At 63.3% G+C, this 23,739-nt stretch carries 26 protein-coding genes; all 26 read right to left on the reverse strand.

What is annotated here, in order from left to right; genetic code table 11:
• Positions 1 to 207: 207 nt before the first annotated feature.
• Positions 208 to 1,350, reverse strand: coding sequence for a flagellar biosynthesis protein FlhB (flhB, locus tag HU735_RS19415; RefSeq protein ID WP_050706660.1), 1,143 nt, complete (start codon positions 1,348 to 1,350; stop codon positions 208 to 210).
• Between the two features lie 2 nt (positions 1,351 to 1,352).
• Positions 1,353 to 2,129: a flagellar biosynthetic protein FliR gene (gene fliR / locus HU735_RS19420; protein ID WP_186714829.1), complete on the reverse strand. Its 777-nt coding sequence runs from the start codon at positions 2,127 to 2,129 to the stop codon at positions 1,353 to 1,355.
• Between the two features lie 7 nt (positions 2,130 to 2,136).
• Entirely contained in the window at positions 2,137 to 2,406 is a 270-nt protein-coding gene (gene fliQ / locus HU735_RS19425) for a flagellar biosynthesis protein FliQ (RefSeq protein ID WP_050706662.1), read from the reverse strand.
• Positions 2,407 to 2,427: 21 nt separating this feature from the next.
• Positions 2,428 to 3,183: a flagellar type III secretion system pore protein FliP gene (gene fliP / locus HU735_RS19430; RefSeq protein ID WP_186714830.1), complete on the reverse strand. Its 756-nt coding sequence runs from the start codon at positions 3,181 to 3,183 to the stop codon at positions 2,428 to 2,430.
• Positions 3,183 to 3,629 carry a flagellar biosynthetic protein FliO gene (gene fliO / locus HU735_RS19435; RefSeq protein ID WP_186714831.1) on the reverse strand — a complete coding sequence of 149 codons (447 nt, stop codon included), beginning with the start codon at positions 3,627 to 3,629 and terminating at the stop codon, positions 3,183 to 3,185. Before fliO ends, fliP begins: the two co-directional genes overlap by 1 nt.
• Complete coding sequence (gene fliN / locus HU735_RS19440; protein ID WP_186714832.1) at positions 3,630 to 4,094, reverse strand: flagellar motor switch protein FliN; 465 nt, start codon at positions 4,092 to 4,094, stop codon at positions 3,630 to 3,632.
• 46 nt (positions 4,095 to 4,140) lie between these two features.
• A complete protein-coding gene (gene fliM / locus HU735_RS19445; protein ID WP_050706665.1) occupies positions 4,141 to 5,109 on the reverse strand; it encodes a flagellar motor switch protein FliM in 969 nt (322 codons plus the stop codon).
• Between the two features lie 10 nt (positions 5,110 to 5,119).
• Entirely contained in the window at positions 5,120 to 5,617 is a 498-nt protein-coding gene (gene fliL, locus HU735_RS19450; protein WP_050706666.1) for a flagellar basal body-associated protein FliL, read from the reverse strand.
• A gap of 146 nt (positions 5,618 to 5,763) precedes the next feature.
• A complete protein-coding gene (locus tag HU735_RS19455) occupies positions 5,764 to 7,110 on the reverse strand; it encodes a flagellar hook-length control protein FliK (RefSeq protein WP_186714833.1) in 1,347 nt (448 codons plus the stop codon).
• Positions 7,111 to 7,177: 67 nt separating this feature from the next.
• Entirely contained in the window at positions 7,178 to 7,525 is a 348-nt protein-coding gene (locus HU735_RS19460; protein ID WP_050706668.1) for an Hpt domain-containing protein, read from the reverse strand.
• 50 nt (positions 7,526 to 7,575) lie between these two features.
• The gene (locus HU735_RS19465; protein WP_186714834.1) at positions 7,576 to 9,267 is read right to left on the reverse strand and encodes a fused response regulator/phosphatase; all 1,692 of its coding nucleotides are present in this window, start codon (positions 9,265 to 9,267) and stop codon (positions 7,576 to 7,578) included.
• Positions 9,268 to 9,275: 8 nt separating this feature from the next.
• The gene (locus tag HU735_RS19470; protein WP_050706670.1) at positions 9,276 to 9,581 is read right to left on the reverse strand and encodes an STAS domain-containing protein; all 306 of its coding nucleotides are present in this window, start codon (positions 9,579 to 9,581) and stop codon (positions 9,276 to 9,278) included.
• A 79-nt stretch (positions 9,582 to 9,660) separates the two neighbouring features.
• Positions 9,661 to 10,113, reverse strand: a complete 453-nt coding sequence (gene fliJ / locus HU735_RS19475) for a flagellar export protein FliJ (RefSeq protein WP_050706671.1) — start codon at positions 10,111 to 10,113, stop codon at positions 9,661 to 9,663.
• A gap of 6 nt (positions 10,114 to 10,119) precedes the next feature.
• Positions 10,120 to 11,475 carry a flagellar protein export ATPase FliI gene (gene fliI / locus HU735_RS19480; protein WP_186714835.1) on the reverse strand — a complete coding sequence of 452 codons (1,356 nt, stop codon included), beginning with the start codon at positions 11,473 to 11,475 and terminating at the stop codon, positions 10,120 to 10,122.
• A complete protein-coding gene (gene fliH / locus HU735_RS19485; RefSeq protein ID WP_186714836.1) occupies positions 11,465 to 12,238 on the reverse strand; it encodes a flagellar assembly protein FliH in 774 nt (257 codons plus the stop codon). The genes fliI and fliH overlap by 11 nt, the downstream gene beginning before the upstream one ends.
• A gap of 193 nt (positions 12,239 to 12,431) precedes the next feature.
• Positions 12,432 to 13,451: a flagellar motor switch protein FliG gene (gene fliG, locus HU735_RS19490; protein ID WP_023631000.1), complete on the reverse strand. Its 1,020-nt coding sequence runs from the start codon at positions 13,449 to 13,451 to the stop codon at positions 12,432 to 12,434.
• Entirely contained in the window at positions 13,444 to 15,222 is a 1,779-nt protein-coding gene (gene fliF, locus HU735_RS19495; protein WP_186714837.1) for a flagellar basal-body MS-ring/collar protein FliF, read from the reverse strand. Before fliF ends, fliG begins: the two co-directional genes overlap by 8 nt.
• Positions 15,223 to 15,237: 15 nt before the next feature.
• A complete protein-coding gene (fliE, locus tag HU735_RS19500; RefSeq protein ID WP_050706674.1) occupies positions 15,238 to 15,570 on the reverse strand; it encodes a flagellar hook-basal body complex protein FliE in 333 nt (110 codons plus the stop codon).
• A gap of 107 nt (positions 15,571 to 15,677) precedes the next feature.
• Positions 15,678 to 17,054, reverse strand: coding sequence for a sigma-54 dependent transcriptional regulator (locus tag HU735_RS19505; protein WP_186714838.1), 1,377 nt, complete (start codon positions 17,052 to 17,054; stop codon positions 15,678 to 15,680).
• The gene (locus HU735_RS19510; protein WP_186714881.1) at positions 17,051 to 18,268 is read right to left on the reverse strand and encodes an ATP-binding protein; all 1,218 of its coding nucleotides are present in this window, start codon (positions 18,266 to 18,268) and stop codon (positions 17,051 to 17,053) included. Before HU735_RS19510 ends, HU735_RS19505 begins: the two co-directional genes overlap by 4 nt.
• A gap of 160 nt (positions 18,269 to 18,428) precedes the next feature.
• Positions 18,429 to 19,904 (reverse strand): transcriptional regulator FleQ, encoded by a 1,476-nt coding sequence (gene fleQ / locus HU735_RS19515; RefSeq protein WP_186714839.1) that lies wholly within the window; start codon positions 19,902 to 19,904, stop codon positions 18,429 to 18,431.
• 166 nt (positions 19,905 to 20,070) lie between these two features.
• The gene (locus HU735_RS19520; RefSeq protein ID WP_186714840.1) at positions 20,071 to 20,367 is read right to left on the reverse strand and encodes a flagellar protein FliT; all 297 of its coding nucleotides are present in this window, start codon (positions 20,365 to 20,367) and stop codon (positions 20,071 to 20,073) included.
• 14 nt (positions 20,368 to 20,381) lie between these two features.
• On the reverse strand, positions 20,382 to 20,777 hold the full coding sequence (fliS, locus tag HU735_RS19525; protein WP_186714841.1) for a flagellar export chaperone FliS: 396 nt from the start codon (positions 20,775 to 20,777) through the stop codon (positions 20,382 to 20,384).
• Between the two features lie 131 nt (positions 20,778 to 20,908).
• Positions 20,909 to 22,318: a flagellar filament capping protein FliD gene (gene fliD, locus HU735_RS19530; RefSeq protein WP_186714842.1), complete on the reverse strand. Its 1,410-nt coding sequence runs from the start codon at positions 22,316 to 22,318 to the stop codon at positions 20,909 to 20,911.
• Positions 22,319 to 22,396: 78 nt separating this feature from the next.
• Complete coding sequence (locus HU735_RS19535) at positions 22,397 to 22,774, reverse strand: flagellar protein FlaG (protein WP_186714843.1); 378 nt, start codon at positions 22,772 to 22,774, stop codon at positions 22,397 to 22,399.
• Positions 22,775 to 22,846: 72 nt separating this feature from the next.
• Positions 22,847 to 23,701 carry a flagellin domain-containing protein gene (locus HU735_RS19540; protein WP_186714844.1) on the reverse strand — a complete coding sequence of 285 codons (855 nt, stop codon included), beginning with the start codon at positions 23,699 to 23,701 and terminating at the stop codon, positions 22,847 to 22,849.
• Positions 23,702 to 23,739 lie beyond the last annotated feature (38 nt).

Below are 23,739 nucleotides of genomic sequence, written 5' to 3' on the forward strand. Positions count from 1 at the left end.
AGGATTTTTTGGTGACTTTTTGATCCTTCAAAAAGTTACCCGCCGTAAGGGCGGAAAGGTGAATAAGCGTCGACATCACAAATGAATGCGCATACAACTTTCAACACAACCACAACCACAACCAAACCAAACCAAACCAAACCAAACTCAACTCAACTCAACTCAACTCAACTCAACTCAACTCAACTCAACTCAACTCAACTCAACTCAACTATCCCGCCGCAAATCATCAGGAATCGGCAAGTCCTCTTTCAAAGGCTCCGGCGCCTTCCCCTTGCCCGCCCGATACTGCCGAATCTGGAACACATAGGCCAACACCTGCGCCACCGCCAGGTACAACCCCGCCGGAATCTCCTGCTCCATCTCGGTAGAGTAGTAGATAGCCCGCGCCAGGGCCGGCGACTCAAGTATCTGCACGTTATGCTCGACCCCGATCTCCCGCATCTTCAAGGCGACAAAATCGGTCCCCTTGGCCACCAGCAGCGGCGCCGAGCCCCCCTTCTCGGGGTCATACTGCAAGGCCACGGCATAGTGAGTCGGGTTGGTAATGATCACATCCGCATCCGGCACCGCCGCCATCATCCGACGCTGCGACGCCTCGCGCTGCAGCTGGCGAATACGCTGCTTGACCTCGGGCTTGCCCTCACTGTCCTTGTACTCGTCCTTCACTTCCTGCTTGGTCATCTTCATTTTCTTGTGGGTCTGCCACAGCTGGAACGGTACATCGGCCGCAGCAATCAGTAGCAACCCAGCCGCCATCCACAACGCACTCCAGCCCACTACCTGGACCGAGTGGATGATCGCCTGCTCGAGCGGTTCGTTGGCAATCGCCAGCAGCGCCTGGCGATCCCCGGCCAACACCACCAATGCCACGATCAGGATCACGAAGAACTTGGCCAGCGCCTTGAGCAGCTCGGTCAGCGCATTCATCGAAAACATGCGCTTGATCCCCGACAAAGGGTTCATGCGACTGAACTTGGGCTGCAGCAAGCTGCCGGAAAACAGGAAACCACCCAACGCGATCGGGCCGACGAATGCGATCACGAACAGCAGGATCAGCACCGGCTGCACCGCCCAGATGGCCATCTTGCCCGAGGCCAGCAGGAACGCCGCCATGCTCCCCTCGTCCACCACCACCTCGCGGGTAAGGCTGAAGTTCATGCGCATCAGCGCCATCAATTCTTCAGCCAGGTGCCCACCAAAGGCCAGCAGTCCCCCGGCGCCAGCCAGGGTCACCGCCACCGTGTTCAATTCCTTGGAGCGGGCGACCTCACCTTTTTCCCGCGCGTCGCGCTTGCGCTTGTCGGTGGGTTCCTCTGTCTTGTCCTGACCGCTTTCGCTTTCCGCCATGTTCAGCGCGCCCGTGCCAGCTCACGCAGCCACTGCAGCGCTTCGCTGGCCAGTGCCTGGTAGTGTGAAAGGATATCCGCCAGGCCGATCCAGAAGATCACCATGCCCAGCACCAGCGTAAGCGGGAAACCAATGGAGAAGATGTTCAATTGCGGGGCCGCGCGGGTCATCACGCCAAACGCAATGTTGACCACCAGCAGCGAGGCGATTGCCGGCAGGATCAGCAACAACCCGGCCCCCAGCACCCAGCTCATGCGCCCAGCCATTTCCCAGAAATGATCGACCATCAGCGCGTGCCCCACCGGCAACGTGGTGAAACTCTCGGTAAGGATCTCGAACGCGACCAGGTGGCCATTCATCAGCAGGAACAACATACTCACCAGCATGGTCATGAACTGACCGATCACCGCGACGTTGACGCCGTTGGCCGGATCGACCATGGAGGCGAAGGCCATGCCCATCTGCACCGCGACGATCTGCCCCGCGACGACGAAAGCCTGGAACAGCAGCTGCAAGGAAAAACCGAACAGCGCCCCGACAATCACCTGCTCGGCGCACAGCAGCACGCCGCGCAGGCTCAACGGATCGATTTCAGGCAGCGGCGGCAGGGCCGGCACGATCACCACGGTAATGGCAATAGCGACGTACAAGCGTATCCGGGCCGACAGCATCTTGGTGCCAATGATCGGCATGGTCATCAGCAAGGCGGTCACCCGGAACAGCGGCAGGATGAAGGTGGCGACCCAGGTGCCGATCTGCGTGTCGGTCAATTCCAGCATCGTGGCGTCAACCGACCAGCTGCGGAATGCTGGTGTAGAGGCCGATGAAATACTCCATGAACTTCTGCGTCAGCCACGGACCGACGACGATCAACGTGACCAGCATCACCAGCAGGCGCGGGAGAAAGCTCAGGGTCTGTTCGTTGATCTGCGTCGCGGCCTGGAACATGGCCACCACAAGGCCGACCAACAGGCTCGGCACCACCAGGATGGCGACCATCATGGTGGTCATCCACAACGCTTCACGGAACAGGTCGATGGCGACTTCGGGTGTCATGCGAGGCTCTCCTTGACGGCGTCAGACACCGCCGAAACTTCCGGCCAGGGTGCCCATGATCAGCGCCCAGCCATCGACCAGGACGAACAGCATGATCTTGAACGGCAGCGAGATGATCAATGGCGACAGCATCATCATACCCATGGCCATCAGCACGCTGGCGACCACCATGTCGATGATCAGGAACGGGATGAAGATCATGAAACCGATCTGGAATGCAGTCTTGAGCTCGGAGGTGACGAACGCCGGCACCAGGATCGTCAGCGGCACCTGGTCGGGCCCGGCGATATCGGTGCGCTTGGACAGACGCATGAACAGGTCGAGATCGCTCTGCCGGGTCTGTGCCAGCATGAAGTCCTTCAAGGGTACCTGGGCCTTGTCGATCGCCTGCTGGGCGGTCATCTGCTCGGCCAGGTAGGGCTGCAAGGCGTCCTTGTTCACCCGATCGAACACCGGCGCCATGATGAACATGGTCAGGAACAGCGCCATGCCGGTAAGCAACTGGTTCGACGGGGTCTGTTGCAGGCCCAGGGCCTGACGCAGGATCGAGAAAACGATGATGATGCGAGTGAAGCTGGTCATCAGGATGACGAACGCCGGAATGAAGCTCAGCGCCGTCATGATCAGCAGGATCTGCAGGCTGACCGAATACTCCTGCTGCCCGTCCGCCCCACTGGACAGGGTGATGGCCGGAATCGACAACGGATCGGCGGCCAGGGCCAGCGGCGCGGCCAGCAGCAGCGCCAGGGTCAACAGAAAGCGCACTGCGCCGCTCATCACTTCTTGTCCTTCTGGTCCTTGCCCATCAGCTCGAGCAGCCGCTGGGCGAATTCCGGCGTGGCCTGGCGCGCCGAGGCGGGCACATCCACGGGTTCGGCCAGCACGTGCAGGGCCTCGATGCTGCCGGGGGTATGGCCGATCAGGATCTGCTCCTTGCCAACCTGCACCAGCAGCAGCCGATCACGCGGACCGATGGCCCGGGTGCCGATGACCTCGATCACCTGGGCGCCCTGCTGCGCGCTGCCCTGCATGCGTCGCAGCAGCCAGGCCAGGAAGAAGATCAGCCCCACCACCAACAGCAGGCCGATCACCGTTTGCGCCAGCTGCGCGCCCAATCCACCGGGCGCCGCCGTCGATGCAGCCGCAGGCACGGCGGCGGCGATCACCGCCTCGCTGACCAGCAACGCCCCGACAGCCGTGATGCCCCGAACCATGCCCTTCACTCAGCGCAGCTTCTTGATACGTTCGCTGGGGCTGATCACGTCGGTCAGGCGGATGCCGAACTTCTCGTTGACCACCACCACCTCGCCATGGGCGATCAGCGTGCCATTGACCAGCACGTCCAGCGGCTCGCCGGCCAGGCGGTCGAGTTCGATCACCGAACCCTGGTTGAGCTGCAGCAGGTTGCGGATGCTGATCTCGGTGCTGCCCACTTCCATGGAAATGCTCACCGGGATATCCAGGATCACATCCAGGTTGGGGCCATCGAGGCTGACATGCTCGTTGGGCTTGGGCGAGCTGGCGAACTCTTCCATTGGCAGGCGGCCGGCGCCGGCCGAAGCGGCGTCGGCGGCCAGCAGCGCGTCGATGTCGGACTGACCGGCATCACCGGTCTCTTCCAGGGCGGCAGCCCACTCATCGGCCAGGGCCTGTTCCTCGGGAGAATTGATCTCGTTTTCGTTAGCCATGATTTCCTCGACAGGCATTCAATACGTTGGAGCGACCGGCACGCCGTCAGCGGCGTTCGATCGGGTCGATGATCTGCAGCGACAGGGTGCCCTTGTGCGAACCCAGCCGCGCCTTGAACGACGGCACGCCGTTGGCGCGCAGCACCAGGTGCTCCGGCAGTTCCACCGGAATCACGTCGCCCGGCTGCATGTGCAGGATGTCACGCAGCTTCAGCTGGCGACGGGCGACCGTGGCCGACACCGGCACGTTGACGTCCAGCACGTCTTCGCGCAGGGCCTTGACCCAGCGCTCGTCCTGGTCGTCCAGATCGGACTGGAAGCCGGCGTCGAGCATTTCGCGCACCGGCTCGATCATCGAATACGGCATGGTCACGTGCAGGTCGCCGCCACCGCCGTCGAGCTCGATGTGGAAGGTCGAGACCACCACCGCCTCGCTGGGGCCGACGATGTTGGCCATGGCCGGGTTGACCTCGGAGTTGATGTACTCGAAGTTGACCGGCATGATCGCCTGCCAGGCTTCCTTGAGGTCGACGAAGCACTGGTCCAGAACCATGCGCACCACGCGCAGCTCGGTCGGGGTGAACTCGCGACCCTCGATCTTGGCGTGACGGCCGTCGCCACCGAAGAAGTTGTCCACCAGCTTGAACACCAGTTTGGCGTCGAGGATGAACAGCGCGGTGCCACGCAACGGCTTGATCTTGACCAGGTTGAGGCTGGTGGGTACGTACAGCGAGTGCACGTACTCGCCGAACTTCATCACCTGCACGCCGCCCACCGCCACGTCGGCGGAGCGACGCAGCAGGTTGAACATGCTAATACGGGTATAACGGGCGAAACGCTCGTTGATCATTTCCAGGGTCGGCATGCGACCCCGCACGATACGGTCCTGACTGGTCAGGTCGTAGCTCTTGATGCTGCCGGGCTCGCCAGCGCTCTCGGTTTGTACCAGCCCATCGTCCACCCCATGCAGAAGGGCGTCGATCTCATCCTGGGACAGCAGGTCCTGCACGGCCATCTATGTGCTCCTACTGCAATACGAAATTGGTGAACAGCAGCTGGTCGACGACCGGCCTGCCGACTTCCTTCTGTGCCACTTCCTGTACCACCGCGGTGGCCTTCTGGCGCAGCATCTCCTGCCCGACGGGGCTGGCGGCAAGGGTGTCGAAGCCCTGGCCGGAGAACATCATCACCAGGTTGTTGCGAATCACCGGCATATGCACCTTGAGCGCTTCGAGGTCGGCCTGGCTGCGCCCCTGCATGGTGATGCTCACCTGCATGTAGCGCTGGCGGCCGTTCTGGTTGAAGTTGACCACGAAGGCCGGTGCCAGCGGCTCGTAGATCGCCGGCAGCTTGACATTGCTCTGCGCGGCGTCGGGCGCTGGCGCCGACTCGCTCTTGTGCATGAAGAACCAGGTAGCGCCTACCGACAGGCCGACCGCCAGGAGCAGGGCCAGCACCAGCAGCAGGATCAACTTGAGTTTGCCTTTAGTGGCGGGGTCTTTCACTGCGTCACTCTTCGCCATGCCAATAATCCGTCGTCCATCGGGGTTTCAAGGAAGGATGACGTGGCTTGAGCAAGTGTTATGCCAAATCTGCTCGTGTCGGAAAGTACCCACCCCGTCGCGGGAAAGTACCCGCCCGACGGGGCATGGCCAGGGCCGGGGGAAGATCAGGCGTAGTAGTCGACCATGCTGCTGCCGATCACCGTCTGCTGCTCGACGGGATGCGCGGCATCGACCAGTTCGCCGCCCTCCCCGGCCGCCTCGGCGCGGCGCGCCGCGACGCCGGACAGGTTCGACCCGCCCTGCTGCGCCTGCTGCTGTTGCTGCTGCTCGCGGGACTGATCGGCCACGCTGACGTCCGGCTGCGCCAGGCCTTGCTGGGCGAACAACTCGCGCAAACGGAAGGCCTGGCTGTCGAGAGCATCGCGCACCCCGGCGTGACCGCTGACGAAGTGAATCTGGGTGGATTGATCCGCCGCGACATTGACACGAATGTCCAGGCGACCCAGCTCGGCAGGTTCAAGCTGGATATCCGCCGACTTCAGGTTCTGGCTGGACAGGTACATGACCCGATTCACCAGGCCTTCGGTCCAGGCCCCCTGGTTCATCGCCAGAGGCTGCTGCAGCGGGTTCGGCGCTACCGGCACGGCGTTGGCGGTCTTGGGCGTCGCCGCTTGCGTCAGGTTTGCCAGGCGATTGGCGAAGTCATCCACACGCGTGTCGCTGCTGGCCTCCTTGATGTCCTTGAGGCCATCGTCGATCAGCCCGGCGAACGCCTTGTCGCCACGCTCGGAGTGCCCGGCCTCGGACTCGGCCTTCTCTGTCACATTCGCCAAGGTATTGACGGCAGTCGCGGCCGGATCGGCCGGCGCCTGGCCATTTTCCGGGCGCGCGCTGGCGGCATGCGCCGAAGTCGTACCCTTGGCCTGGGCCTCGTGCTCCAACGCCAGACGCAAGGTCGGCATATCGGCCAGTGGGTCGGCGTCCGGATCGAAGTTTGCGTCCTTGAGGACCTCCTCACCGACCGGCGGAGCCGGCACGGCGGGTTGCGGCGCCTGCACCGCCGCCTGCAAAACCGGCGCGACCGCTTCGGCCTGGGCCTGGATCAACTGCGCGCCGGCCTGGGCATCGGTGATCTGCCCTGCCACCAGATTGGCATCGAGGGAGGGAGTATTGCTGCTATCAGCCGACTCGTCCGTTTCCCCGGCCGGCTTGGCGTCAGCCGTCGCAGGCAAGTTCTTGCCGTCATCGGCAACGACTGGCTTGCTGGCATCCTGCGGCTTGCCGCCATTGGCGGGCGCTGTCTGCTCCTTGGGCTTGGCCGGGGTGGCGTCCTTGGTCACCTTGACGTCACGGGAAGGGGCATTGTCGCGCCCCTGGCGAGCCATGACCTGGTCGAAGCCAACGCCCTGGCTGGCCGGGGCTTGCAGCGGCTTGTCGGCCACTCCGGCAGCCGGGCGCGACGCCGTGTTGACGAGGCCGGCTTGCAACAATGGATTGGATGCGACAGGCATTGAAAGGTCTCCGCGGCAGAACTGGTAAAGTGCGTCTGTGCGAAGAAAAGCAAAACTCGCGCCAGCTTTACTCGGCGGCGATTCGCTGACGCTCGCCACGGTAGAAGCGCTGGACCTCCAGGTATTCCTGGTCGATGCGGTTGATCAGGTCCTCGATGCCATACAAGGATTGTTGACGCACTCGCTCCTCGAGCTGCTGACACAGCTCGGCCAGGCCCACGGCCCCCATATTGCTGCTGCTGCCCTTGAAACTGTGTGCGGCAAGACCCAACTCGTCGGCATCCTTGGCCTCGTGCAGCTGGCTCAGGCGCCGCTCGGAGTCTTCCAGGAAGGTTTCCAGCAACTGCAGGTAGCCATCTTCCATGACCTCCCGCAAGTCACTCAGCACCTTCTGATCAATATGCATGTCCGCCACTTGCTCACTCCTTGATCAAGCCTGATTAGGCCCGAGCCGCGCAATCCGGCTCACCATTGAAACTCCACGCGCGCCAAGCGTCCACCCTCCAACCACTGGGCATTGCCGGCCAACCGCCGCACCAGGCTCACCCCTCGCCCACTGAAGCCCTGCTCCACCGGCGTGGCGACCGACAGGCGCTCCACGTCGAAGCCTGCGCCGCTGTCGCGGACCTCGATGATCAGACGCCCACCCGCACCTTGAGGTTCCACCCGCAGGGCAATGCCGACGCTGCCGTGCACCCGCTGCCCCAAGCGCTCGGCGCGCAGGCGATAGTACTCGGCGAAGCCTTTGGCGTCGCGCTTGAGCGCCGAGTCCAGCCCCAGCACGCCATGCTCCAGCGCGTTGGAGTACAGCTCGCTGAGCACACTGTGCAACTTGCCGCTGCTGGGCCTGAGCCCGTGGATTTCCTGCAACAGCTGTACCAGGTAAGGAACCGGGTTGAAGCGCCCCAGGCTCTCGCCCCGCAACTCGAACTGCATCGACCAGTCCAGCGGACTGGAACGACCACTGTCGGAGTACACCACCGCCTGCGGCACTACATGTTCAGGCGCCAGCATACGGATATCGCACAGGCTGATATCGTCACGAGACTGGCCGCCGAAGCCCGCCAGTGCCTGCATGACCTCGTCGAACAACACCACCGGATCGCGGTTGGCCGCCAGCACTTCCAACAGACGCTCCACGCCGAACAGGCATTCCCGGGCATCCCCGGTGTCGACCACGCCATCGGACAACAGGAACAATCGCTCTCCCGCCGCAAGCGGCCTCACCTCGGTGGTATCGTCGAACTGGTCGGGCGACAGGATGCCCAACGGCAGGTGACGCGAAGGCAACACCTCGAGCACCTCGCCTTGCGCCGACAGCCGATAGCCATCCGGCATGCCACCGTTCCAGAGTTCCACGGTTTCTCGCTGGAAACTCAGGTTGAGCAACAGCGCACAACAGAACATGTCCACAGGCAGGATGCGCTTGAGCTTGGCGTTCATCTCCCGCAGCGTTTCGACCAGGCCGTAGCCCTTGGCGGTCATGCCATAGAACACCTCCGCCAGCGGCATGGCGCCGACCGCGGCCGGCAGGCCATGGCCGGTAAAATCCCCCAGCAGCACATGCATGTCGCCCGAAGGGGTAAACGCCGCCAACAACAGATCGCCATTGAACAGCGCGTAGGGCGATTGCAGGTAGCGGATGTTCGAGGCACCCAGGCAACCGGAGTGGGCGACCTTGTCGAACACCGCCTTGGCCACCCGCTGCTCGTTGAGCAGGTGATGGTGATGGCGGGCGATCTGGTCGCGCTGCTCCAGCACCGTCGCCTGCAGGCGACGCAAGCGATCCATGGCACGAATCTTAGCTGCCAGGATGACGGCGCTATAGGGTTTGGCCATGAAATCGTCGCCCCCGGCCTCCAGGCAACGCACCAGCCCCTCCTCTTCATTAAGAGAAGTCAGGAAGATGATCGGCACCAGCGCCTCGCCGGCCAGCGACTTGATCCGCCGCGCCGCCTCGAAGCCATCCATCACCGGCATCAGCGCATCGAGCAGCACCAGCTGCGGCCGCCGCTCGGCGAACAACTTCACTGCCTGCTCGCCGTTCTCGGCCGTGACCACCTCATGCCCCTGGCGCCGGACGATCTGCGCCAGCAATAGCCTGTCCGCGGCGCCGTCCTCGGCCACCAGCACGGTCAACGGCTGATCGGCGGACATGGCCACGCTCAACTGATGTCGAACAGCTTTTCGAAGTTGGAGATCGCCAGGATCTTGCGCACATCAGGGCTGGCATGGACCACACGGATATCCGAATCCTCGCCACCGACATGGTCGCGCAGCAACAGCAACATGCCCAACGCCGAGCTGTCGAGATACGTGGCCTCCTTCAGGTCGACCACCACCGAATCCGGGCGCGGGCGCTGATGCTCGTAGGCGTCCCTGAATTCCTGATGCTTGCCGAAATCGAAACGACCCTTGACCTTGATCGTCAGCTTTTTCCCATCCTGTGAAAAATCAGTTTCGACTGCCATGCGAGCGATTCCTTCGATGATGGCGAATGCGACTTCTGAAGGTTTAGCAGGCGCTGGCGACAGGCGCCAGTCAGGTCGATCAGGGGTGGCTCTGGCGCGGGAGGCGCTGGGACAGCTCATCGAGCAACTTCTGCTCGCGCTTGTCCTCGGCCCGGCGCGCTTCATCCAGGTAGCGCTGGACCAGCTTGCGCAGCCCTTCGACCCGAGCATAGGCCTGCTGCCAGGTGTTGCGGGCGTTGTTCAGGTTGTTCTGGTGCCAGGCCATGCTCTGGCGCTGCTGGGTCATCGCCGTCTCCAGCTGCCCGAGGAAGCGCTGATAGTTGACCAGCCAGTTGCCGTCGACGCCCTGGCTGCCGCGATTGATCCACTGCTGCTGATAGGCCTCGCGAAAACTCTCGAGCTCGGCCTGCTTGGCCTGGGCATCGCTGAGCAGCCTCTGGAAATGCCCCAGGCGCTGGGCGGCCTTGCGCTCGGCCTCCTCGGCCATGTCCACCACCGGCACCAGGCGTGCCGCTCGGCTGGGCTGGGCCATGGTCTATCAGCCCGCCGGCGGCGCGAACACCGCAGCCAGTTCTTCACGGCTCTGTGCCATGCCGACGTTCTCATCCAGGCGCTGGCGCAGGAAGTCCACCAGCTTGGGTTGCAAGGCGATGGCCAGGTCCGTCTCCGGATCGCCACCGGCCACATAGGCGCCGACGCTGATCAGGTCGCGGCTCTGCGACAGGCGCGACCACAGCTGCTTGAACTTCTGCGCCTGACGCAGGTGATCGGGATCGACCACCTGGGGCATGACCCGGCTGATCGAGGCCTCGATGTCGATGGCCGGGTAGTGCCCTTCCTCGGCCAGGCGCCGGGACAGCACGAAGTGACCGTCAAGCACACCCCGCGCCGAGTCGGCGATCGGGTCCTGCTGGTCGTCGCCCTCGGACAGCACCGTGTAGAACGCGGTGATCGAACCACCGCCCGGCTCGCCATTACCGGCCCGCTCCACCAGCTTGGGCAGCTTGGCGAACACCGACGGCGGATAACCGCGGGTGGCGGGGGGCTCGCCGATGGCCAGGGCGATTTCGCGCTGGGCCTGGGCGAAACGGGTCAGCGAGTCCATCAGCAACAGGACATTCTTGCCCTTGTCGCGGAAATACTCGGCAATGCGCGTGCAATACATCGCTGCGCGCAGACGCATCAACGGCGCATCATCCGCCGGCGAGGCGACCACCACCGAGCGCTTGAGCCCCTCTTCGCCGAGGATGTGCTCGATGAACTCCTTCACTTCCCGACCCCGCTCGCCGATCAGGCCGACCACGATGATCTCAGCCTCGGTAAAGCGGGTCATCATGCCCAGCAGCACCGACTTACCGACACCGGTACCGGCGAACAGGCCCAGGCGTTGGCCGCGGCCGACGGTGAGCAAGCCATTGATGCTGCGGATACCGACATCCAGCGGCTGGCTGATCGGATCACGGTTGAGCGGGTTGATGATCGGGCCGTCCATCGGCACCCAGTCCTCGGCCTTCATCCCACCCTTGCCATCCAGAGCGCGACCGGCGCCGTCGAGCACCCGGCCAAGCATGCTCATGCCCATCGGCAAGCGACCGCTGTCGTCCAGCGGCACCACGCGCGCACCGGGAGCAAGGCCGACAATGCTGCCGACCGGCATCAGGAACACCTTGCTGCCAGCAAAGCCCATGACTTCGGCCTCCACCTGCACCGGGTGATAGCTGTCGTCGTTGATCACCAGGCAGCGACTGCCCACCGCGGCGCGCAGGCCTTCAGCCTCGAGGGTGAGGCCGACCATGCGCAGCAGGCGCCCTTCGACGATCGGCTGGTCGGGCAGCTTCATCGCGTCGGCGTAGCCCTCCAGGCGCTTGCCGAAGCTGGTGCGGTCAAGGCGCATCGGATTCACCCGCCGGCACGTCCAGCTCGACGGATATATCCGCAGCAGCAGGGTGCAGGGCCTGGTCGTGAGACTGGTCGAACAATTGCGTCACGGCCTTTTCGATGCGGGTCTCCATGGTCGCGTCGATACGACTGTGAGCGGTCTCGATCCGGCAGCCGCCCGGCAGCAACGACTCATCCTCGAGCAGTTTCCAGCTCTCCTCATGACGCTCGCGCAAGGCCTTGGCCAGCTCGAAATCCTGCGGATTGAGGTGGATACGGATGTTGTCGGCGCCCATCGGCAGCAGTTTCAGCGCCTCACGCAGGACGTGGGTGATCTGGCTCGAATCGCTGCGCAACTCACGACCGATGACCTGGCGGGCCATGCTGGCAACCAGTTGCACCAGGGCTTTCTCGATCTGGGTGTCCTGCTCGGCAATGGGCTCGAGCAGATGGTTCATGACCTGTTCGAGGCTGGCCAATTTGGCCGCCAGGGCCACTTCGGCCTCCTGGCGAACCTTAAGCTGAGTGCTATGGAAGCCTTCGCGCTCGCCAGTGGCGAAGCCTTCGTTGTAGGCCTCCTGACGGATGGCCTCGAGCTCTTCGAGGGTCAGCGGCTGGACTTCCTCCAGCGGCACCTCCTCGACTTCTTCCTCGATGACCTCAGGCTCCGGCTCGGGTTGCGGCTCGGGCTCGGGGTCGAAGCTTGGCAGCGCCCACACATCCACGCCCTCGAGGTCGCGGGCACGGATCAGGTCGCTGGGGTGTTCGGTGGTGGACATGTTTTCAGGTACTCAAAAGCCATCTGCAACCAACGCGCCCCCTGTAGGAGCGGCCTTGTGCCGCGAAAGGGCTGCAAAGCAGCCCTCGATCTCGATGTCACCGCAAAATTGTCGGGGCAGCCTTGCTGCCCTTTCCGGCCGGTCCGACGCATCGGCGAGGCCGCTCCTACAAGGGACCGCGTCGCCCCGCTGATCAGATCATTTCCTCGGCGCCCTTGCCGCCCAGCACGATCTCGCCGGCCTCGGCCATACGGCGGGCGATGGTGAGGATTTCCTTCTGCGCCGTTTCCACGTCGCTGACCCGCACCGGCCCCTTGGCCTCCAGGTCGTCGCGCAGCAGCTCCGACGCACGCTTGGACATGTTCTTGAAGATCTTGTCCTTGACCCGCTCGTCGGCGCCCTTGAGCGACACCACCAGCACGTCCGAGGACACCTCGCGCAGCAGCGCCTGGATGCCACGGTCGTCGACGTCGGCCAGGTTGTTGAAGACGAACATCAGGTCTTCGATCTGCTCCGACAGGTCGCTGTCGATCTCGCGAATCGAGTCCATGAGCGCGCCTTCCACGGAACTGTCGAGGAAGTTCATGATGTCGGCGGCGCGCTTGATGCCACCCAGGGTGGTGCGCGCGGCATTGGAGTTGCCGGAGAACTGCTTCTCGAGGATCTGGTTGAGCTCCTTGAGCGCCGCCGGCTGCACGGTGTTGAGCGACGACACGCGCAGGACGATGTCCAGGCGCACCTTGTGGTCGAAGTTGCTCAGCACCTCGCCAGCCTGGTCGGGGTCGAGGTAGGCGACCACGATGGCCTGGATCTGCGGGTGCTCGTAGCGGATGACGTCGGCCACGGCACGCGGCTCCATCCACTTGAGGCTGTCCAGGCCGCTGGTGTTGCCACCGAGCAGGATGCGGTCGATCAGGCCGTTGGCCTTGTCCTCGCCAAGAGCCTGGTTGAGCATCTTGCGGATATAGCCGTCGGAACCGACGCCCAGGCTGGTCTGGTCGCCGACGATCTCGACGAACTCGCTCATCACCTGCTCGACCTGCTCGCGATGGACGTTGCCCATCTGCGCCATGGCCACACCGACCCGCTGCACTTCCTTGGGCCCCATGTGGCGCAGGACCTGCGCGGCATCGGTCTCGCCGAGCGAGAGCAGGAGGATGGCCGCCTTGTCGACGCGGCTCAGCTTGGCGGTAATGGCTCGATTGTCACTCATCGGCGTTGATCCACTCTTTCACGACCTGGGCCACGCGGCCCGGGTCTTCGGCCACCAGGCCCTTGATTGCGTTGAGCTGTGCCTCGTAACCCTCGCTCGGGCTCGGCAACAGAATGCTTGTCGGGCCACCCAGGCTGACGCGGTCGTTGGCCAGTTCGCCATCCAGACCGATCATGCCGCCCAGCTCCATGTCGCTGTCCGTGGCAGCCTGCTTGCCGCCACCTGTGATGTTGTTGAGCACCGGACGCAGCACGCCGAACACCAGCACCAGGATGAACAGCACGCCCAGCACCTGCTTGACGATGTCCCAGAACCACGGCTGCGAGTAGAACGGAATGTCGACCAGCTCGTCGCCACGGTCGGCGGCGAACGGCACGTTGATCACGGTGACGCTGTCGCCACGGCTGGCATCGAAGCCCACCGCGTCCTGCACCAGGCGGGTGAAGCGCGCCAGGTCTTCGGCACCCCACGGAGTGCGGGTGGCTTCGCCGGTGGCCGCGTCGAGCTTGACCTGGTCGTCCACCACCACGGCCACCGACAGGCGGGTCAGGCGACCTTGCTGCTGACGGGTGTGGCTGATGGAGCGGTCCAGCTCGAAGTTCTTGGTGCTCTGCTGACGCTTGTCGCTCGGGTACGGCGCGAGCATCGGCTGGCCGGTGGCCGGGTCCATGATCTGCTGGCCGTTGGCGTCCACCAGCGGCTGACCAGGCTGGATGGCACCGGCCGGCGTGGCGGCGGCCTTGGCGTTTTCGGGCGCGGAGGCGCCGGCCGGCGGCTGATTGCTCAGGGCGCCCGGCACACCTTGCGGGCCCTGGCTGCTGGCACGCTGTTCGTTGACCGACTGTTCGCTGCGCAGCGCCGGTTGGTCTGGATTGAACTGCTCGGAGGTGGATTCGACGGCGCTGAAGTCGACGTCGGTCGACACCTCGGCCTTGTAGCGGTCGTTGCCCAGCACCGGCTGGAGGATATTGTGCACGCGCTGGGTGAGCATGCCTTCCATGCGGCGGCTGTAGTCGAACTGCTTGCCCGCCATGGTCAGGGCGGTGTCCTGCAACTGGTCGGAAAGCAGGTTGCCCTTCTGGTCGACCACGGTCACCTGGGACTTGTCGAGCTCCGGAACACTGGTGGCCACGAGGTTGACGATGGCCATCACCTGGCCCGCCTCCAGGGCGCGGCCCGGGTACAGTTCGACCAGCACCGAGGCGCTGGGCTTGCGCTCGTCACGCACGAACACCGAGCTTTTCGGGATCGCCAGGTGCACGCGGGCGGCCTTGACATTGTTCAGGCTCGACACGGTACGCGCCAGCTCGCCTTCCAGGCTGCGACGGTAGCGGGTGGCTTCCATGAACTGGCTGGTGCCCAGGCCCTGCTCCTTGTCGAGCAACTCGAAGCCGACGTTGCCATCGCTTGGCGCGACACCGGCGGAGGCCAGCTTCAGGCGCGCACGGGAGAGGTCGTCGGCCTTGACCAACAGGGCGCCGGAGTTCGGCTCCACGCGATAGGGGATATCGGCGGCGGTCAGGGCATCGATCACCTGCTTGGTGTCGGTGCCCGCCAGGCTGCCGTACAGCGGCCGGTAATCCGGCTGCTGCGACCACAGCACCACGGCGAAACCGATGGCCACGCTGGCGGCCAGGCCGACCAGCAGGCCGACCTGACGCAGCATGGGCATCTGCGAGATGTTTTCCAGGAACGCCATGCCGAACAGCGGCGGCTTGGCCGCTGGCGGACCACTCTTGGCGGGGGCGTTATCGACGACTGCTTCGGCCATGACTCACTCTCGCCCTTATACCGGCATCTGCATGATGTCCTGGTACGCCTGTACCAGCTTGTTGCGCACCTGGGTCAGGGCCTGGAACGACACCGAGGCCTTCTGCGAGGCGATCATCACATCGGTCAGGTCGACCCCGCTCTTGCCGATCTCGAAAGCGTTGGACAGCTGGGAGGAGGCCTGCTGCGTTTCATGCACCTTGCCAATGGCCTGGCCAAGCATGTCGGCAAAGCTGCTCTGGCCTGGCGCCAGTTCAGGCGCGGCGACAGCCTTGGGCTGGGACATGGCTTCGGCCTGCATGGCACGCATGTCCAACATCAGACGATTGAATTCAACACCTTGGGTCATGGACTTCTCTCTCCGGCTGCCGCACTTTTTTTGACACTCGTGCAGCGAATGGGTTGGAACTAGCAAGAGGAGTGCCAGCCAACCCGAAAATCATTCAAAACGACGCATCAACCGAACAGGCTGGCCTCGACATCCAGGCCCGCGTCACGCATCTGCGCGAGCTTGTAGCGCAAGGTGCGCGGACTGATCCCCAGGCGCTCGGCAGCCTCCTTGCGACGGCCGCGCTCAGCACGCAAGGTATCGATGATCATCTGGAACTCATGACGACGCATGTCGTCGCCCAGCCCGCCAACCTCGGCAACCGGCTCAACGGACAATGGCTCAATAGTGGCCACTTTCGGCGCCGACAATGGAATGGCGCCGGCCAGACAGAAATCCGCCGCCTCGATCACACCACCCTGCTGCAGGATCAGCGCCCGCTGCACGGCGTTATCCAGCTCCCGCACATTACCCGGCCAGGCATACGCCTGCAGGCACGCCCGCGCCTCGCTGGACAGGCACACCTGGGCATGGCGCATCTTGCGGGCATGGCGCGCCAGCAGCCGCTCGGCCAGCGGCAGGATATCGGCAGGACGCTCGCGCAGGGAGCGCCAGGCCATGGGGAATACCGAAAGGCGGTAGTACAGGTCTTCACGGAAACGGCCGGCCGCCACCTCCCCCACCAGGTCGCGGTTGGTCGTGGCAAGGATGCGGATGTCCAGGGCGATGGGCTTGCGCCCACCGACGCGCTCGACTTCGCGCTCCTGCAGCACCCGCAGCAGCTTGGCCTGCAAGCCGAGCGGCATCTCGGAGATCTCGTCCAGCAACAAGGTGCCACCGTCGGCCTGCTCGAACTTGCCCGCCTGGGCGGCGATCGCCCCAGTGAAGGCGCCCTTTTCATGGCCGAACAGGGTCGCCTCGAGCATGTTGTCCGGGATTGCCGCACAGTTGATCGCCACGAAGGGCTGGTCCGCCCGCCGCGATTGCTGATGAATATAGCGCGCCAGCACTTCCTTGCCGGTTCCCGACTCGCCGGAGATCAGCACGGTGGAGTCGCTTTGCGCAACCCGTGCCGCCAATTCCAGCAATTGCCGGCTGGCCGGCTCGCACGCCACCGGCCCCTCGTCATCGCTGCCGGCAGCGCTGCCGACGGCATGACGCGCCACCAGGCCGTTCAGCGCCGCGGGCTCGAAAGGCTTGACCAGGTAATCGACAGCCCCCTGGCGCATGGCCTCCACCGCCCGCTCCACCGCCGCATGGGCGGTCATCAGCAACACCGGTAGCTGTGGGTGCTGCCGACGCAGCTGGGCGAGCAGTTGATGACCGTCCATGCCCGGCATGTTCACGTCGCTGACCACCAGGCTGAACGACTCTTCAGCCACCGCCAGCAAGGCCTCCTCGGCACTGCCGACGGCACGGTGGCAGAAACCGCCGATCTCCAGGGTATCGGCCAACGCCTGGCGCAGGACCCGATCATCCTCGACCAGCAGCACCTTGACGCTCATTGATTGACCTCCCCACGACCATCGATCAACGGCAGTAGCACGATGACACAGGTGCCACGGCCAAGCCTGGAGCGTAGCTGCAGGGTACCGCGGTGCGCGCGCACCACCGCCTGGACCACCGCCAACCCCAGGCCGGTGCCGGTCGCCTTGGTGGTCACGAACGGCTCGCCCAGGCGCGCCAGCAGCTGCTCGTCGATACCGCTGCCGGCATCGCTGACGCACACGCGCAGGTTGTCGTCGCGACGCGACAGGTGCACCTTGAGTTTCGCCGGCCCGCTGCTGGCCTGCAGGGCATTCTCGATCAGGTTGAGCAAGGCGCCGACCAGGGTGTCACGGTTGCACAGCAACTCCCCCAGGCGACTGTCGCACTGCCAGCGCACCGCATGCCCCTCGACATGGGCATGAGCTGCCTGTTGCAGCGCCTGGAACAACGCCTTCGGGCTGATGCGGTCATTGAGCGGCAATTCCCCGCGGGCGAACACCAGCATGTCGCGAACCTGGTGCTCGAGTTCGTGGAGACGCTCCTTGAGGTTACCGGCAAAACGCAGCCGGGTTTCGTCCGTCAATACCTGCTGCGGTTCGGCCAGGTGGCCGGCATAGAGCATCGCCGCCGAGAGCGGCGTGCGGATCTGGTGCGCCAGGGAGGCGATCATGCGGCCCAGGGACGACAGGCGTTCGTGCCGCGCCAGCTGATCCTGCATGCGGCGGGTTTCGGTCAGGTCGTTGAGCAGCACCAACTGCCCCGGCTCGGCATCCAGCGAGCGCGTCGCGATGGACAACCGACGCCCGTCACGCAGGGAGACCTCATGACCGTCATCGTCACGCGGCGCGAAACTGCGGGCGATCACCTCGCGCCAGCGCATGCCGATCAATGGCTCGCCGAGCAACTCGCAGGCCGCCGGATTGGCTTCACGCACACACCCTTCTGCGTCGATCACGATCACCCCGCCCGGCAGCAGGTCGAGCAGGTTCTGCAGGCGATTGGCCAGGCGCTCCTTCTCATCGAGCTCGGCCATGCGCTGCGCACTGACCACCGCCAGCTCACCCTTGAGCTCGCTGACCCGGGTCTCGAGCATGGTGTAGGACTGGCTCAGCTGGCTGGAAACCTGATCGAACAGGGCGAACGCCTGCTCAAGACCCTGCCGGCTTTCCTGCTCGAGCGGGGTGTGCCCGCGCGGATCGGCGGCATGGGAACGGTGGGCGGCCTGGGGCATCGTGCTCTCTCGCATGGCTGACCGTCATAAAAACGGTATGTTGCCTGCGGTGTAGCAATAGCCGTGCCGGAGATGGGGATAATCGAATGCGGGATCGTTGATCGGAGGCAATGGCCGGGGCTATCACAGCCCCCGACCATTGCGACCAGGCAAGACAGGATCAGTCGTCCGCCTGTTCCTCACCACCTTGGCGGCTCATGCCGTACTTGCGCATCTTCTCCACCAGCGTGGTGCGACGGATGCGCAGGCGCTCGGCGGCACGGGCGACAATGCCATTGGCATCGTCCAGCGCCTGCTGAATCAGCCCCTGCTCCAGGCTGCCGAGGTAGTCCTTGAGGTCCAGCCCCTCGGGCGGCAGCATGGCGTGGCTGGCGAAGTTCGGCGCATGGCCGTTGATCGCCACGCGCTCCTCGAGATCGGAGCGCAGGCTGTCGACCAGCTGCTCATCCTCGTCATCCACATAACGGAACTTCTTCGGCAGCTCCGCCACGCCGATCACCCCGTACGGGTGCATGATCGCCATGCGCTCGACCAGGTTGGCCAGCTCGCGGACGTTGCCCGGCCAGCCGTGGCGGCACAGCGACATGATCGACGCGGAATTGAAGCGGATCGAGCCGCGCTTTTCGTGCTCCATGCGCGAGATCAGCTCGTTCATCAGCAACGGGATGTCTTCCACCCGCTCACGCAATGGCGCCATCTCGATCGGGAACACGTTCAGCCGGTAATACAAATCCTCGCGGAAGGTCCCGTCCTCGATCATGGTCTCGAGGTTCTTGTGCGTCGCGGCGATGATGCGCACGTCGATGCTCTGGGTCTTGTTGCTGCCGACCCGCTCGAAGGTGCGCTCCTGCAACACGCGCAGCAGCTTGACCTGCATCGGCAGCGGCATGTCGCCGATTTCGTCGAGGAACAGCGTGCCGCCGTTGGCCAGCTCGAAGCGCCCGGCACGACTGGTGATCGCCCCGGTAAAGGCGCCCTTCTCGTGGCCGAACAGTTCGCTTTCAAGCAGCTCCGCCGGAATCGCCCCGCAGTTGACCGGCACGAACGGCGCCTCGCGACGCTTGGAGTGGTAGTGCAGGTTGCGCGCCACCACTTCCTTGCCGGTGCCTGACTCGCCGAGGATCAGCACACTGGCATCGGTGTCGGCCACTTGCTGCATCATCTGCCGCACATGCTGGATGGCACGACTGGTGCCCACCAGGCTGCGGAACAGGTTGGGCTCGCGCTGGCGACCACGCTCGCGGGCCTGGTCGTACATCTCGCGATAGACCTGGGCACGGTGCAGGGAGTCGAGCAACTGGCTGTAGCTCGGCGGCATCTCGAGGTTGGACAGCACACGGCGGCGCAGGTCCTCGGGGAAGTCCGCGGAAGAAATTTCACCCAGAAGCAGAACCGGAAGGAACTCATCCCACCCAGCCACTGTCTTAAGGAGCCCCAGCACGCTGGCCGGGGCATTTACGGTACCGATCAGGACGCACAGCACTTCACGGCTGGAAGACAAACCCTCGACCACCTGCTGCCAGTCGTCGCTGGAGCAGGACAGGTTTTCTTCGCCGAGAAAATTCAGGACCACCGCCAGATCGCGGCGGCGTTCGCTGTCGTCATCGATCAGGAGAATCTTGGTTTCACGCCACATGCAATAGCAACTTCCCTAGTCATATCGGCGCCCGAAGGCGTGCACGACATCATTCCGACTGAATGGTCAGTGTTCGGACGTCTGAATTTCGAAAACAGCCACTAGTAAAGTCAAAAAACGGCACACAGTCAAATTTATGGCGCGCTGATTTTTGTGTCACCTGTGGTCAGGTGAACAAATGGTATACCTTTGTCGCGTTTTCCGCCTGACGTATCTTCGCCATCTCGTCGACTACCGATTGACGCTCACCACTTGCAACTTCGATTAGCTGCCGATAGACAGCCTGCAACTGCTCCAGGCTGGCACGCACCTCATCCTCGTTCGACAGCGCCTCGGCCAGCACATCGTCGACGCACAGGCGGCACTCCAGATCCAGCTCGCCAACCGCCTCCCAGTCACGACTGGCCAGGGCGGCGAGCAGCAGCTCGCGGGTCTGGTCGATACGCTCGATCACCTCACTCATGACAACCTCCTGGTTCAGGGCGCCGGCTGCTGTTCGCCGATCGCATCCCAGCCTTCCTTGACCGTGATCAGCAGGCGCGCGACTTCGTCGATGATCGCAGGATCGCTCTTGACGTTGGCCTCGACCAGGCGACGACTCATGTAAGTGTACAGGTTGTCCAGGTCGGTCAGGCTGTCGGCGTGGTTTTCCAGGTCAAGGCCCTCGCGCAGGCCGCCGATGATATCGATGGCCTTGCCGATCAGAATGCCCTTCTGGGCGACATCCTTGCGGGCAATGGCGCCCTTGGCCTGGGCCAGGCGATCGAGACCGCCCTGCATGAGCATCTGCACCAGGCGGTGCGGACTGGCCTCGGACGTCTGTGCCACGCCATTGACTTTCTGGTATTGCCGAAGGGCCAACATCGGGTTCATGGATCTACCTCGTTGCAGCGAAAAGGTGCATATACCTCTTGTATCGCCGCCGCGTCAAAAAACTTTAGCCGGAAAAGACAAAGCCCGGCACGCCTGTGAGGCGCCGCCGGGCTTTTGTCATGCTCGATCGATCAGGACTTCTTGGCCTGGGCGTTGATCGCCTCGAAGATCGAGGTGATCTGCTCGCCCTGCTTCTTCATCTTGGCCAGGGCCGCATCGAGCGCGGAGAACTTCTTGGTCAGCGACGCTGTCAGCAACTCGGTACGACGATCCAGTGCAGCCTGCTGGTTCTGCAGATCCTTGGTCGCCTTGTCGAGGTTGTTCTTGCGCGAATCCAGCGTACCACCAGACGCATTGTACGGATCGATCGCCTTGTTCATTCGCTCGAACAGGCCATTGGCACCAGAGAACAATTCCTGGATTTCCGGGCCGAGCTTCTTGTCGTTCAGCGCAGTATTGAACTTGGTGCTGTTGAACTCAAGCGTACCATCATTCTTGGTATTGACACCCAGCTGACTGAGGGTGGTCAGCTTGTCACCGGCGCCTACATCAGCCAGCACCTTGCGCACGTCACTCACCAACGAACGCGTGGTCGGATCGTTGGTCAGCGGACCAAGACTCTTGACATTGCCACTCGCGTCCTTCTCTGGCGTCACCAGCGAAGTGATAGCCTTCTGCAGGGTGTTGTAGGCATCGACGAACGACTGCACCGACTTCTGCAGCCCTTGGTTGTCGAGCGCCACAGTTACCTTGACGCCGGTGGCGGAAGTCGGCGCGGTGGTACCGGTAAGCTCAAGGGTCAGGCCACTGATCGCCTTGTCCACGGTATTGGTCGGGCTGGTCAGTGGCAGGCCGTCAATGGAGAACTTCGCATCCTGAGCCACTGCACTGATGTAGCCAGCACCGCTACCTGAAATCGGCTGGGTACCATTGATTGCCAATTCCGGAATACCACCGACGGAAATGTCGCTGCCCGCACCGGTCGTGGTGGAACTGAACACCAGTCGCGAACCACCCGCCTCGTTGATGATGTTGGCGGTGATCCCCTTGGTGCTCATTTCCTTGTTGATCTGGTCACGCACGCTCTGCAGCGTCGCACCGCTGGCAACGTTGAGCTTGTAGTCCTTGCCACCCTGGCTGATGACCAGCTCGCCAGCACCGATCGCCGTGCCAGCGCCACCCGCAAACTTCTGGCTGGCAACCTTGGAGCCGGTGGCCAATTGCTCGACCTTGATATCGTACGAGCCGGCAACCGCAGTGTTGCCAGACTTGATCTTGACCACTTTTTCGTCAGCGGAAGTGCCGGCGAATGCATTGAAAGAAGGAGCATCCTTGTCGTTGAGCTTCTTCATCGCATCCTGGAACGCCGTGAGGGCGCTGCGCAGGGAGCCGATGCCGGAGATCATCGCCGAGTTGTTGCTCGTCTGCCGGGCAATCTGATTGGCCTTGGCCGATGTATCGGCATTCACCAACACTTTGACGATGTTGGCGATGTCGAGCCCATAGCCTGCACCCGTGCTGGTAGTAATCGGGCTTGCCATGCTGTTGCTCCTCTCTTCAATGCGTCAGCCCCGCTCCTGCAAGGCCAACTTGAATTACATGATGGTGTTCGCCGCCACTCAGACCTTGGCGTCGAACAGAACACTCTTGACATCGCTCAGGCTGTGAGCAATCCGCAGCGCCTCTTCGGAGGGCAACTGTCGGATCAACTCGCCCGTTTCGCTGGCGATGACCTTGACCACGATCTTACCGGATTCTTCGTCAGTGACGAATTCCAGGTTACGTCGCGTTTCCTTCAAGAACTTCTCGATTTCCGAGACAGCACCTTTGACATCATTTGCAGCCTGCACCTTGTCGGCGCCCTGCACCTTGCCCGGATCCTGCTGCTTCTCGCCGTCACCGGAAGTGCCTGGCGACCGCGCAACCGGTTTTTCAGCAACCTGCTCGGCCGTGCGTGCAGCCGGGTAAGACAGGTTCAGCTTGACGCTCATGTCCATGTCCAGCACCTCACAATGAAAAGGCGGGGAAGCGCCTGGAGAGCACTCCCCCGCCATCAGCTATCAGGCAGATTAGCCCAGCAGCTTCAGAACTGCCGACGGCAGCTGGTTGGCCTGGGCCAGAACCGAGGTCGAAGCTTGCTGCAGGGTCTGCTGCTTGGTCAGCTGGGCAGTTTCAGCAGCGAAGTCGGTGTCCTGTACACGGCCACGAGCAGCTTCGGCGTTCTCGTTGACGTTTTGCAGGTTGTTGATGGTGCTGGTCAGACGGTTCTGGGCAGCACCCAGATCAGCACGCGAGGTGTTGATTGCCTGCAGAGCGTCGTCGATGGCGCTCATGGCAGCAGTGAAGTTGGCTTCGATGTTGGCGCTGGTGCCAGTGATGGCCTTGCCGTTCAGACCGCTCAGAGCGCCACCGGTGCCGGTGCTCATCGAGGAGCTCAGGCTGATGGTGATCTGGTTGTCGCTACCGATGTTGGAACCAACCTGGAAGGTCATGACACCGGAGCTACCGTTGAGCAGCTTCTTGCCGTTCAGCTCGGTGCTGCTGGCGATACGGTCGATTTCCTTCAGCATCGACTGGAACTCTTTGTCCAGTGCTTCACGGTCCAGGGTGCTGTTGGAGTCGTTTCGCGACTGGTTGGCCAGTTCCCGCATGCGCTGCAGCATGTTGGTCTGCTCTTGCATCGCGCCTTCAGCGGTCTGGGCGATGGAGATACCGTCGTTGGCGTTCTTGATAGCCATGGTCTGACCACGGATCTGCGAGGTCATGCGGGTAGCGATCTGCAGGCCGGCGGCGTCGTCTTTGGCGCTGTTGATTTTCAGGCCGGAGGACAGACGGGTCATCGAAGTGCTGAGTGCGTCGGAAGCACGGTTCAGGTTCTTCTGAACGCCCAGAGAGGTGGTGTTAGTGTTTACAGTCAAAGCCATGACGAATTCCTCGTTGGATTGGGTACTACGGCTTCCGG

Origin of the sequence: Pseudomonas sp. BW16M2, from assembly GCF_014268865.1 — a bacterium.
Classification (GTDB): Bacteria; Pseudomonadota; Gammaproteobacteria; order Pseudomonadales; family Pseudomonadaceae; genus Aquipseudomonas; species Aquipseudomonas peradeniyensis.